The following is a 13,549-nucleotide window of genomic DNA, read 5'->3' on the forward strand; positions in this document are numbered from 1 at the left end:
ATGATCAAAAACTTCATTGATGACTTTATTCTCGATAAAAATCATCTGCTACCACAGAGAATCTATAAATAATAGTGCGTAAGTCCTAATTATTTAAAAACACAAACTTATTTATCTTTATTCACTTAATTAACCCTTTATCTTTCTAATATTGACACGTCAAAGAAGACATAGTTTTTTTAGCTTTAGCATGCGAGCATAAATTCACAATCATCCTCTAGGATAAAATCATGTCAAATATGATGAATAAGGCTCAAGGTCTCGGGCTATCATTGATCACTAAAATCGCAGGAAGCGAAGTGCTCGATCAACTCAAATTAAGAAAGTTTGTAGAAAAGTCACTATACCAAGGTTCAAAAACTGGTTTTAAAGTTCTAACAAAAACTCAGAAAGCTTTTAAACCACAACCGATTGACAAACAACGTTTACCAAATCAAGTTAATAAAAATCTATTTGATTTAGGATTGACTGAAGAGCAACAAATGACATCAGATGCGATGTCACAATTTGCTCAGGAAGTGCTTTACAATTTAGCACATGATGCAGATCACCATGCACAATTCCCAGAAGAACTTTGGCAGCATTTGGTTGATTTAGGCTTGAACTACTATGCATTACCTGAGGCTTTAGGTGGTGTTGCCGCAGAACAAAATATTGTCAGTAATATCCTAATTGCTGAAAACTTAGCTAAAGGTGATTTCAGTCTTACAGCTGGATTATTAAGCACATTCAGCGTGATCAATGCCATCACTCGTTGGGGATCAACACAAGTACAAAGTATGTATTTGTCTTGCTTTGCTGAAGACACAGATATTACAGCGACATTTGCATTTCAAGAAGCGACCCCTGCATTTAATCCATACCAATTAAAAACGAAAGCCACTGAACAAAATGGTCAGTTCTATATCACAGGTGAAAAGACTTTAGTCGTTTTAGGTGATACATCTGATGTATTCCTTGTAAGTGCAGAATATAACGGTCAACCTGATATTTTTGTCGTGCAATGTGATGAAAGTATTGCCATCAAATCAAATCCAGCGATGGGTCTAAAAGCTGCTGAAACTGCTACCTTACAGTTCAATCAAACTCCAGCTTTACGCTTAGGTGATGCTGATTTCGATTACACAGCATTTGTAGATCTTGGGAACTTGATGTGGTGTGCGATGGCTGTAGGTACATGCGAGGCGATCAAAGCATACTGCATCAAATATGCAAATGAACGTACAGCTTTCGGTGAGCCTATTTCTCATCGCCAAAGTGTTGCCTTCATGATTGCTGATATGGCTATTGAAATTGATGCAATGCGCATGTTGGTACTTAATGCAGCGAGCTTAGCTGAAGCGGGTCAACCATTTCATCGTGAAGCTTACCTTGCAAGACTTTTGTGCGCTGAAAAATCTATGAAAATCGGTACGGATGGTGTACAGATCCTAGGTGGTCATGGTTTTACCAAAGAACACCCTGTTGAACGTTGGTATCGTGATTTGCGTGCTACTGCAATCTTACATTCTGGCTTACATGCTTAATTGATCATTCGAGGATATTACAATGAATTTACAAAATCCTAAAAAATTCAAAATGATGGTCGATCAGGCACATGAAGTTGCTTTGAATGTGTTGCGCCCAATTTCAAGAAAGTATGACAAAGCCGAACATGCCTATCCAAAAGAATTGGACATGTTGGCATCATTAATTGATGGCATGAATGAAGGTGGTGAAGGAATAAATGCAGGTGCTGCTGTTGGCAAACGTGGAGAAACTGAGTCAGGTAACAAAAACGGCAATAATATGTCGACTGCACTCGGTATTATAGAAATGTGCTATGGCGATACGGGTTTATTGTTAAGTATGCCCCGCCAAGGCTTGGGTAACTCTGCTATTGCGGCAGTAGCAAATGACGAGCAACTTGAACGTTTTAAAGGGACATGGGCTGCCATGGCAATTACTGAACCAGGTTGTGGTTCGGACTCAGCTGCTATTCGTACGACAGCAACTCAAGATGGTGATGAATACATCTTAAATGGCGAAAAAATCTTTGTCACTTCAGGTGATCGTGCAGATTCAGTTGTAGTTTGGGCAACACTCGATAAAAAGCTTGGTCGTGCAGCTATAAAATCCTTTGTTGTACCCAAAGGTACTCCAGGAATGAAAGTTGAACGTTTGGAGCACAAACTAGGAATTAAAGCATCTGATACTGCTGTCATTAGTTTCATTGACTGTCGTGTTCCAGCTGCAAACCTGTTAGGTAATCCTGAGATAGATGTTGCAAAAGGGTTTGCTGGAGTTATGGAAACTTTTGATAATACCCGACCTCTCGTTGCAGCAATGGCGATTGGTTGTGCCAAAGCATCACTCGAACGTATCAAAGAAATCTTCAAAGATCAGCTTGATCCAGACTATAAAACACCTTATTTACAAACCTCAAACTTAGCTGCGCAAATCTATCGGATGGAAGCTGAATGGGAAGCTGCTCGCCTGCTTATGGTTAAATCCACATGGATGGCAGACAACAAAAAACCAAACTCAAAAGAAGCTTCTATTGCCAAAGCTAAAGCTGGTCGTGTTGGTAATGAAATCACGCTCAAATGTGTAGAACTTGCTGCAAGTGTAGGTTATGGTGAAGATGAATTATTGGAAAAATGGGCACGTGACTCAAAAATTCTAGATATTTTTGAAGGTACTCAACAGATTCAGCAATTGATCATCGCACGTCGAGAATTGGGTAAATCATCGAGCGAATTGAAATAATTTGGCTTAATTCAAAAAACTAATAAAAGGACGTTAAATTAACGTCCTTTTTGTTAGAAATATAATTCTCGTTTATCTCATCGTCACAAACTCTTCCGCAGAAGTCGGATGAATTGCAACGGTATTATCAAAATCTCTTTTTGTTGCCCCCATTTTCAAAGCGACTGCAAAACCTTGTAGTATTTCATCCATGCCAAAACCTATACCATGGATACCCACAATTTTTTCCTCTTCACCAACACAAACCAATTTCATTTTGGTTGGCTGGCGATGCTGTGTAATTGCACTATACATAGCGGTAAAAGAAGAATTATAAACTTTTACTGACTGCTCTCCGTACTGCTCAATCGCTTCTTGTTCTGTAATACCAACAGTTCCTATCGGTGGATGGCTAAACACCACTGTTGGGATATTTTCATAATCTAGATATTCATTTGGTTTATTGTTAAATAATCGTTCAGATAGTCTCCGACCTGCAGCAACAGCAACAGGTGTGAGTTCCATTTTCCCAGTAATATCACCAACAGCATAAATCCCTTTCTGAGTTGTATTTTGGAATTTATCAACTTCAATATAACCACGATCGTTCAACTGAACATTTGCTTTATCTAAATTTAGATTTGCTGTATGTGGCTCGCGTCCAGTCGCCCAAATTAGGCAATCGACTTTATGCACCTCACCATTTTCGAGATGTAAATTAACTGAACCATCAATATTTTTAGTCACTTTTTGAGGGATAGCTTGTGTATGAATTTTCACGCCATCAGCTTGCATTACCTCAACCAAAGTTTCACTTAAGAACTGATCAAATCTTCTGACAGGAAAATCTTTTCTAATGAACAATCCAACTTGTGAGCCTAATGCATTTAATACCCCTGCAAGCTCAACAGCAATATATCCAGAACCAATAACTGCTGTTGTTTTTGGTAAAGCACTCAGTTCAAAAAAGCCATTGGAATCAATTCCATATTCAACACCTTCAATCTTAGGCAATGATGGCTGTGTGCCTGTTGCAATCAATATATGATCAGCAGTGAAAATTTCACCATTCACTTCAATTGTATTTTGATTTACAAATTGGGCAGCACCTTGTATCAAATCCACATTATTTTTACTTAGGCTATTTTGATATGACTGATGAATTCGATCTATATAGGCTTGTCTGTTTTTAACTAAAGTTTGCCAATTAAAAGATTCTATTTGGGCATTAAATCCATAATCTTCAGCATATTTATGGATTGATTCAGCGATATGTGCTGCATACCACATTACTTTCTTGGGTACACAACCGACATTTACGCATGTTCCACCAATTTCAGACTTTTCAATCAAAGCACATTTCATTCCATACATTGCCGCTCGATTGACTGATGCAATACCACCACTCCCACCACCTATAGCAATAAAATCATAATGTTTTGTCATGTTTTCCTCTTAAATAATGAGAAATTCTTTTTAAAGTTAAATATCTAAATAGATATACAGTATAAAAAATATAAAGCCTTTGTTTTTAATGGTTTTAATACAAGAAAATAAAAAAGCACCAATCATCTCTGATTGGTGCTTCTGCTTTGGGAGCAGCTTTTCAGCTTATTCCGTAGTTACAGTCTCTAAAGATGTTTGTTCAAGCGATTGATCAACGACACCAAACTTCTTGAAAATTTTCGCACGACGTTTAGGATAAATGTTCGCTTTGTTTAAATCACCTTTGTAGTGTTCAACAACTCGTTTATCCATCATTTTAAACCAAAGAGGTGGAATGAGTGCTGGTAATAGCATACTTGCATAACCACTTGGCAATTCTGGCGCTTCGTCGAAATGACGCAATGCTTGGAATGGACGTGTTGGATACGCGTGATGGTCTGAATGACGCTGTAATTGATACAAGAATAAGTTCGTTACGATATTATTGTTGTTCCAGCTATGCTCTGGCATAGTACGTTGATACTTACCATTTGCATCTTTTTGACGTTTCAAACCATAGTGTTCGATATAGTTAATCACTTCAAACAAACTAATTCCGTAGAATGCTTGAGTCGCTAAATAAGGAATCACGCCTTTGCCGAATATACCAACCATAGAACCATGGAAAGCTGCGCTCATTCCCCAACCTTGAAGCAACTCATTGTCTAATGACCAGAACTCTTTGCCTTTACGTTTTAAACGAGTCGTTTCGATCTCAATCGCAGATTTCAAAGAACCGAAAACTGTACGTGGCCAAAACTCATAGAACGTTTCGCCCATTTGAGAAGATGCTGGATCTTCTGGTGTAGCAGCACGTTTATGGTGACCATAAGGATGTTCAACGCGGAAATGGTTATAGCCAGTTGGTACAAGCGCTAAGTGCGATAAAATATGATCAAGACGATCATGCTTATGGCTAAGCTCATGCGCAGTATTGATTGCAATACCGTTGATCGCACCCATTGAGATACCAAGTAAAATTTTATCTAGGAAAGAAGTATCTTTACGACTAGTTAAATAACACGCATAAATGTTTGCAGCATATTGTAAAGGAATGAAAGTTTTAACAAGACGCGCATAGTATGGATCTTGTTCTAGTAATTTCACTTCCTCAGATGTTGGGTTATTTGCATCTTTCCCTACGATAGTATCAATTGCAGGAATCACAATATGAAGTAAGATAGGACCACCTAAGGCAAAGATCTTTTTCAGTGGGCGTGGTGCAAATTGGTAACCACCTAATATCCCAATACCAATCACTGGTAATGCAGGACTAATTGCCCATAAATAACGTTTACGATCCAACTCTAACTTTGATTTTGCTAGAGGCGCAAGTGGCTGATCTACATTTACTGGCGCATTCATAATCATATCCATGTCTTTGTATATATATACATATTTTGATTGAAAATGATTGACATGACAGTAGCAAACGTCCAAAAAACCTATGGCAGCGTCTTTGGCATAATCCACCCTGTTTTTGTCCCTTAAACACATATTGAATTATTAACCCTGCTTCCTATAATCTAACTGAAATATAAAATTATTGTTCTTATGGATGCTTTAAGTAAAATTTTTGATGATATACATCTCAATCGAACCGAATATATCTACTTGAAAACACAAGGAGAATGGTCATTTTTATGTCATGAGCAACCTGCTCTTATCGTCCACATCGTTTTGGTTGGATCTGTTTATATTCAATTAAATTCACAAAATAGTTTAACTGCGAACGCAGGTGAAATTGTCATTATAACCTCTGGAAAGCAACATACTGGAGCTGATAATGCGGTCAGAAAGTTAGTCAATGCTTTAGATATTTCTAATTTGTTTGATGGACATAAAAATGAAGCCATCGAGTTTGGTACAGAATCAGTAGAAAAAAATCTGATACTAACCGTCCGTTGTCAAATGGATACCATCATGGCTCGACCGTTCATGCAAGCCTTGCCAGAAGTCATTCATGTACAACATGGAGAAACAACTGCGCCTGAATGGCTACAAATCGGTTTGCATTTTCTAGCCCTTGAAACACAAAATATTCAAGCAGGTCGAGATATCATTATCGATCATCTTGTAAGTATTTTACTGATCAAATGTATTAGAGACCATATTCAAAATATTTCAACTAAACATGGCTGGCTGAGTGCGCTTAATCATCCAGAACTAAGCTATGCTTTAGCATCAATTCACAATCAACCTGAATTAGCATGGACTGTTGAGAGCCTTGCAGAACAATGCTGTATGTCTCGCTCAAAGTTTGCAAGCCTGTTTCATGAGGTGATTGGAGAATCACCCCTTGCTTATCTACAGCAACACCGTATGAGACTCGCAAGCAAGTATTTACGTAAAAGTAACTACTCTATTCAACAAATTGCCAATATGGTGGGATACACGTCTGAAACAGCATTTAGCCAAGCTTTTAAACGTACATATGAATTATCACCCAAACCATATCGCCAAAAATTTTTAGAAAGTTAAGATATAAAAAACAAAAAAGACACCTAAGTGTCTTTTTTCGAATTCAATCAGATATAAATCAACGAACAATGCCGCGAGTTGATTTTTCTAATGAATCAATAAAGAGTTGTGCTTCAGGCGTATTTTCAAGAATTTCATCTCGAATTTGCGCAATCGCTTGTTCAGTCGTCAAACCTGATTTATAGATCAACTTATACGCTTCTCTTAAACCTTGTATCGTATTTCTTGACCATCCTTTACGACGCATACCTTCAATATTCATTCCGTATGCATGTGCAGGATTACCTGAAGCCATCACATAAGCAGGCACATCTTTAAGAATAAGCGCCGCACCACCAATCATGCTATAGGAATCGATTCGGCAGAACTGATGAATACCAGCATTTCCACCTACGATCACATGATCACCTACATGTACGTGACCCGCTACACCAACATTATTAGCAAAAATATTATGATTACCAATAACACAATCGTGGGCAATATGGGTATTTACCATTAATAAATTGTGGCTACCAACTTTGGTAATACTTTGATCCTGAACAGTACCTCTGTGTAAGGTACAATGTTCACGAATAGCGTTGTGATCGCCTATCTCTAACCATGTCTCTTCGCCTTGATATTTCAAATCTTGGCAAATTTCCCCGATACTCGAAAATTGGAAAATATCGTTATTTTTTCCAATTTTAGTAAATCCCCCGACCACAACATGCGAACGTAATTTTGTGCCTGCATCAATAGTTACATTTGGACCAATAATACAATACGGTCCAATTTGTACATCAGATGCAATTTCTGCAGATGCGTCAATAATTGCGGTTGGATGAATTAAATTTTGACTACTCATGTCTGCTCAATTTTCTGATGGGAAATAATAATCTCAGCCGTCGCGGCAATCTTACCGTCAACACTGGCACTACAATTGTACTTGTAAATGCCACGTTTTTGCATAACTAGCTCAGATTTTAAGATAAGCTGATCGCCCGCGACAACTTGTTTCTTAAATCTTACTTTCTCCGCACCTGCAAAAAGGAACAATGAACCTGCTTTTGGCTTCTGATTGGTTAAAACAAAACCTAAAATTCCAGACACTTGAGCAAGAGCCTCAATGATCAAAACACCAGGCATAATTGGGTATGTCGGGAAATGCCCTTGCAGAAACTCTTCATTAATAGATACGTTCTTATAACCAACGATACTATTCTCAGTAACTTCCGTAACTCGATCAACTAATAAAAATGGGTAACGATGGGGTAAATATTCACGAATTGTAAGAATATCCATCGGTAATTCAGGCATAGTAAATGCTGGAGATGTTGACTCAGTCATAATAAATTATTTACGTAACTTAAGGGTTGATTCAAGGGACTCTAATTGAGCTTGCATATGATCAAGCCTTTTAGTGATTTGGGTCAATGGCACATCTGCTAATTGTCTTAGGCGTACAACCGTTCTTTTCCAATGGTTATTTTCAAAAAGACCAATTCCAGAAGAAAACGTTCCAGCTTCAGAAATATTTTTTGTGACCATTGACATTCCAGTCAACGTCACATTATCCGCAATATTTAAATGTCCCGCAACCGCACTTCCACCACCTATGATACAGTTTTTGCCAATTCGCACACTTCCTGCAATCGCACAATTCGCAGCTATCGCTGTGTTTTGACCAATTTGTACGTTATGGGCGATTTGCACAAGATTATCAATAATGACACCATCATCGAGAATAGTATTATCTAATGCACCACGATCAATACAACAATTTGAACCGATTCGAACATCATTACCGATTAATACCGAACCTAATTGAGCGATACGATGCCATTTACCTTGATATGGTGCAAAACCGAATCCCTCTGAACCAATCGTCGTATTAGCATGAATGCGTACACGATCTTTGAGTTTAGCTTCACCAGTGATGGTTACATGAGAGTCAATGAAGCAATCCTTTCCTATTTCCACATCATCATCTAGATGGACTTGGGATTGAATAACGGTATTACTTCCAACAACACAATTTTCTCCAATCACAACATAATGACCAATATAGGCATCATCAGCAATGATCGCAGAAGGGTGAATTTGAGCAGTACTTTCGATTCCTCTTTGCAAATTTTTTTTATCAAATACATGTGTGAGCATAGCGAAAGCTAAATAAGGATTGGAAACAACGATAAAGTTGTGTTTTGAGCTTAATTGTTCTTTTAATGCTTCAGTGACAATGTATGCACCCGCCTGACTAGCCTGAGCTTGTGCTAAGTATTTTTCACCATTTACAAAGCAAATGTGATAATTCTGTGCGTTTTCTAAACTTGCTAAATTATGAATCTGAAAATCTTTTTGACCGATATACTCACCTTGTACAAGGTGAGCAATCTCTTCTAAACGATAACTACGTCTATTCATTGATTATTTCATTGCATTGACCTTTTGGACCATTTTATCAGTTAAATCATACTGAGCGTCAGAGGCAATCGTAGAATTTTTATTTAAAATAAAGTCTAAGTTATTCTCTTTTCTCAATTGTTCAGCAGCTTGCTTTACACGATTTTCAAAAGTTGTATTCATCGTTTGTAGAGATGACTGTACTTTAGTTTGTAAACTTTGTTGAGTTGTATTGAATTCATTAACTTTAGCTTGGTATTGAGCAGAAAGTTTTTGTAAATCAGCTTGATTCGCTGATTGAGCTTTCTGTTGAAGACCTTCAATTTCTTTACCTAACTGCTCTAGTTTAGTCGAGGTAGGTTTTACCGATTGACCTAAACTCGCATTTTGCTGCTTTAGATATGTACTACTTTCAACGACTTTAGCTAAGTCTACAACTGCAATACCACCTGCATTTGCTGTAACCGTTAAACCTAAAGCAACCATCAATATTGATAATCTTTTCATTATTTCTTACTTCCTTTTCTATATTTTTAGGGAAAAGTCGTACTTAGAAAGTACGACCGATTTCAAATTGAATAGATTTTGTATCATCGCCTTTCTTATCATTAAGCGGAAATGCATAGCTTAGAGATAAAGGACCGATCATCGTAATCCAAGTAAAACCAACACCAACACTGTAACGCATGTTGCCAAAATCAAACTTATAGTTATCTTTACAATATTGTTTGATATCAACACTATTACCATCAACTAAAAGATCGCCTTTAGGCACATCACATTGTGTATCGAAGACTTGTGCACCTTCAGCAAACACTACAGGTCTTACTTGACGAGTCCAATCACCTTTAAATGGCAATGGGATCGCAAGCTCAGTACCAAATTGTACTAAGGCGTTACCACCAACTTCTTCTGGATTCGGGTCATTTTTTCCTGTTTCTTGGAAAATGACACTCGGATATTTTGGACCTAAAGTACTGTTTTCATAACCACGTACTGAGCCATAACCACCTGCATAGAAGTTTTTGTAGAATGGTAAGTCATTACCATAGCCCAACTTACCATAGCCACGTAGTACAAAATTATTACCTAATGGCATAAATGCTTGCGCATCATAAGTCACTTTTTGGTATTCAACATCACTGCCTGGTAAACCAACTTCTAAACCAACTCGATGTGACATACCCGAAGTAGGGAAAATTGGACGGTTTAATGTATTATAAGACCAACCCAAATTAAGCATATAGGTTAAGAATTCGCCTTCAAATGCACTTTCGTAGTCTTCGTAACCACCCTCACATATAGGTAAACCGGTTACAGGATCAGTTTTAACTTTCCCATCTTGATCTTCTTCAAATTTACCACTTGGACACCAAGTAGACTTACCCGTAGCTTTACCACCATTCGCTAATAAATAGTCACGAATATAAGTTGAAACACTTGGCCCCGTTCTAACTTTGGTCTTATCAACACCCAAAGAAGCACTTAAGCTTTGATTTTCATCGATAGGATAACCAAAGCTTAAACTACCGCCATAACTGTCAGTTACATAGTTATTAACGTTATAATCTTCATTTAACTTGGTTTTACGATAGTAAACATTGTAACCACGGCTTACACCATCAATTGTAAAGTATGGGTCAGTTACGCTGAGGTTGTAGTAATCTTGAGTTTCAGAACGAGATAAATCAACAGATACACGATTTCCTGTACCCATAAAGTTAGTTTGGCTCAGACCCGCTTGGAATGTAATACCACCATTCTGAGAATAACCCACAGCAAGAGTTGTTGTACCTGAATGTTGTTCTTCAACATTCACATTTAAATCAACTTGGTCAGGAGAATTTGGAACACGAACTGGTTTGACATCTACAGTTTTGAAGAAACCTGTACGTTCTAAACGAACTTTAGAGAGATCAATTTTCTCGTTACTTGCCAATGCACCTTCCATTTGGCGCATTTCACGACGTAAAACTTCATCAGCTGTTTTACTATTACCAGTAAAATTGATACGACGAACTGTAACTTGCTGACCTGGATTGATATAGTAATTTAAATTAACGATACCAGTCTGATTATTAATCTCAGGAACTACGTTTACTTCAGCATAGTAATAACCAGCATTACCATACTTGCGAAGCAATAATTGTTTTACAGCATTCACTTTTTCTTGTGAATAAGTTTCACCATCTTTATAAAGTTTTAGAGCTTGTAATTCTTCTGGCTTATATAGAGCATCACCTAAGAATTTTGTTTCACCAAATTTAAACTGGCTACCCTCATCAACTGATACCTCAATAAAGATATTCTTTTTATCTTCACTGATATTCAATTGAGAGTTAATAATATTAAAGTTGATATAACCTTTGTTTAGATATAATGCACGTAAAGCCTCTAAACTCGCAGCCATTTTCTCACGTGCATAACGGTCATTACGTGTAACGACAGATGCCCAACCACTTTCTTTAACAGCGAAAGCCTGTTTAATATCACTGTCACTAAATACCGTATTACCAATAATATTGATATCAAAAACTTTTGCTGGAGTACCTTCGTTGAAATTCAATTTTAATTCAACGCGGTTATTCGGTCGAGCAACAGTTTCTACCGTTACATCAGCATCATAACGACCTTGTTGTGTATATTGCTGCTCAAGTTCTGTTTCAATAATTTGCAAAGCAGATTTTTTGAAAACTTCGCCCTCAGCAATTCCCATCTTTTTCAAACCTTGTTCCAAGGCTTCTTTCGGAATAAGTTTATTGCCTTTAAATTCCAATTTTGAAATTACAGGGCGTTCAATCACTTTGAAAACAAGGACATTATTTTCTTTAAATGCCTTAATATCATCAAAAAGACCCGAAGCATAAAGAGTACGAATCGATTCGGCAATCATTGGATCGCTGACTCTGTCGCCACTATTTACTGGTAACATCGAATAGATACTCGCAGGTGTTAAACGCACAAGGCCATCAATTCGTATATCTTGTGCAAGAAACTCATCTGCTGCGTATACTTGTTGTACCGCTGCCATCGCACTAACCAGTGCCAAAGGCATTAATAAATGTGTGTGACGCATGCCCATATATTTTCCAGTAAGTTAAATTCCATTTGCGCTTATAAGCGCATGAAGTCGTTAAATAAAGCCAAAAGCATCATGCTACCGAGCAGTACCATACCAACTTTTAGACCAAATATCTGTATTTGTTCAGAAACAGGTTTACCACGAATTGCTTCGATAAAGTAATAAACTAAATGACCACCATCGAGCATAGGAATAGGCAATAGATTTAAAATACCCAAACTTACACTCATCAATGCCATAAAGGATATAAATGTTTGCCATCCCATTTCAGCACTCTGACCCGCAACTTTTGCAATCGTAATTGGACCAGATAAATTATCCAAACCAATTAAACCACGTACCATTTTAACAATTGAGTTAAAAATCATGTTAGAGAGCTGAACAGTTTTATCAACTGCAACACCTAAAGCTTCTAGTGGTGAATATTGGATTGTTTGCTTGTATTCATTCGGGATAGTGATCTTACTCACATCACTTTTCACACCAAGCACGCCCGATACATTCCCCATATTATCGCGCTGACCTTGAGGCATAACCTGTAAGTTAACAATTTGCCCTTTACGATCAACAGCAATATTGAGTAATTTTTCAGGAGATTTTTGCACTACATCAACAACATCGAACCAATCTTTCATGGCGACACCATTGATCGAAACTATACGATCACCAACTTTCATGCCTTGACGAATCGCTGCACCATCTTCACTTAGCTCTTTAACAGTTGCAGGAATCACTGGACGGTATGGAAGAAAGCCTAAAACATCTAATGGTGATTGGCTCTGATCCTTTAAAAAATCTTTAATCGGTAAACTAAATTGCTTTTCAGTACCATTTCGATCAACAACAACTGAAACTTGTCCAGTTTCGCCAACTCTGTCAACAAGCGTATAGTTTAATTTTTCCCATGTTGGTGTTGTTTGCCCATCCACCTCTATGACTTTATCACCAACTTTTAAATCAACTTGAGCAGCTGGTGTGTTCGGCATAATTTTACCAATACGCGTGTTAAGCTGTTCTTGAGCAGGTAAAAATAGAATCCAAAAAAGGAAAATAGCAAAGATCAAATTGATTAAAGGACCTGCTGCAACAATGGCTATACGCTTCCAAGGAGACTGACGATTAAAAGCATAAGGCAAATCTTCAGAGGCAACATTTCCCTCTCGTTCATCTAGCATTTTTACGTAGCCACCAAGTGGTAATGCTGACAATTGATATTGAATACCTGATTTTTTAGACTGCCATTTTAATAAAGTAGGACCAAAACCAATTGAATATACTAGAACTTTTACGCCGAGTTTACGTGCCACCCAATAATGACCAAATTCATGAATCGCAATTAATGGACCAAGCAACAAAATCGCTGCAACAATCATAAATAGTGCATTCATA

Annotated in this window: 11 protein-coding genes; 3 read left to right on the forward strand and 8 right to left on the reverse strand. The window is 37.5% G+C overall.

Features of this window, described 5'->3' with window-relative positions; genetic code table 11:
* The first annotated feature begins 239 nt into the window (after positions 1-239).
* On the forward strand, positions 240-1,526 hold the full coding sequence (locus tag MKL32_RS01095) for an acyl-CoA dehydrogenase family protein (protein WP_171455456.1): 1,287 nt from the start codon (positions 240-242) through the stop codon (positions 1,524-1,526).
* A 22-nt stretch (positions 1,527-1,548) separates the two neighbouring features.
* A complete protein-coding gene (locus tag MKL32_RS01100) occupies positions 1,549-2,748 on the forward strand; it encodes an acyl-CoA dehydrogenase family protein (protein WP_004954530.1) in 1,200 nt (399 codons plus the stop codon).
* Between the two features lie 72 nt (positions 2,749-2,820).
* On the opposite strand, the gene gorA is transcribed toward MKL32_RS01100, so the two are convergent.
* Positions 2,821-4,173, reverse strand: a complete 1,353-nt coding sequence (gene gorA / locus MKL32_RS01105; RefSeq protein WP_125272251.1) for a glutathione-disulfide reductase — start codon at positions 4,171-4,173, stop codon at positions 2,821-2,823.
* A gap of 165 nt (positions 4,174-4,338) precedes the next feature.
* Positions 4,339-5,577 (reverse strand): alkane 1-monooxygenase, encoded by a 1,239-nt coding sequence (locus MKL32_RS01110; protein WP_204379473.1) that lies wholly within the window; start codon positions 5,575-5,577, stop codon positions 4,339-4,341.
* A gap of 189 nt (positions 5,578-5,766) precedes the next feature.
* Between MKL32_RS01110 and MKL32_RS01115 the strand changes: the two genes are divergently transcribed.
* Entirely contained in the window at positions 5,767-6,693 is a 927-nt protein-coding gene (locus MKL32_RS01115; RefSeq protein ID WP_004954535.1) for an AraC family transcriptional regulator, read from the forward strand.
* A gap of 58 nt (positions 6,694-6,751) precedes the next feature.
* On the opposite strand, the gene lpxA is transcribed toward MKL32_RS01115, so the two are convergent.
* From lpxA to rseP, 6 genes are read right to left on the reverse strand one after another with little or no spacing between them, the layout of a single operon-like run.
* A complete protein-coding gene (lpxA, locus tag MKL32_RS01120) occupies positions 6,752-7,540 on the reverse strand; it encodes an acyl-ACP--UDP-N-acetylglucosamine O-acyltransferase (RefSeq protein WP_270900078.1) in 789 nt (262 codons plus the stop codon).
* Positions 7,537-8,022, reverse strand: a complete 486-nt coding sequence (fabZ, locus tag MKL32_RS01125; protein ID WP_270900079.1) for a 3-hydroxyacyl-ACP dehydratase FabZ — start codon at positions 8,020-8,022, stop codon at positions 7,537-7,539. Before fabZ ends, lpxA begins: the two co-directional genes overlap by 4 nt.
* 6 nt (positions 8,023-8,028) lie before the next feature.
* Complete coding sequence (gene lpxD, locus MKL32_RS01130) at positions 8,029-9,099, reverse strand: UDP-3-O-(3-hydroxymyristoyl)glucosamine N-acyltransferase (RefSeq protein WP_270900080.1); 1,071 nt, start codon at positions 9,097-9,099, stop codon at positions 8,029-8,031.
* A gap of 3 nt (positions 9,100-9,102) precedes the next feature.
* Positions 9,103-9,585, reverse strand: coding sequence for an OmpH family outer membrane protein (locus MKL32_RS01135; protein WP_270900081.1), 483 nt, complete (start codon positions 9,583-9,585; stop codon positions 9,103-9,105).
* Positions 9,586-9,628: 43 nt separating this feature from the next.
* Positions 9,629-12,160 carry an outer membrane protein assembly factor BamA gene (gene bamA, locus MKL32_RS01140; RefSeq protein ID WP_270900082.1) on the reverse strand — a complete coding sequence of 844 codons (2,532 nt, stop codon included), beginning with the start codon at positions 12,158-12,160 and terminating at the stop codon, positions 9,629-9,631.
* A 32-nt stretch (positions 12,161-12,192) separates the two neighbouring features.
* Complete coding sequence (rseP, locus tag MKL32_RS01145; RefSeq protein WP_126131958.1) at positions 12,193-13,548, reverse strand: RIP metalloprotease RseP; 1,356 nt, start codon at positions 13,546-13,548, stop codon at positions 12,193-12,195.
* Between the last annotated feature and the right edge of the window lies 1 nt (position 13,549).

The organism is Acinetobacter sp. AOR34_HL (assembly GCF_027854795.1).
Taxonomy (GTDB): domain Bacteria; phylum Pseudomonadota; class Gammaproteobacteria; order Pseudomonadales; family Moraxellaceae; genus Acinetobacter; species Acinetobacter junii.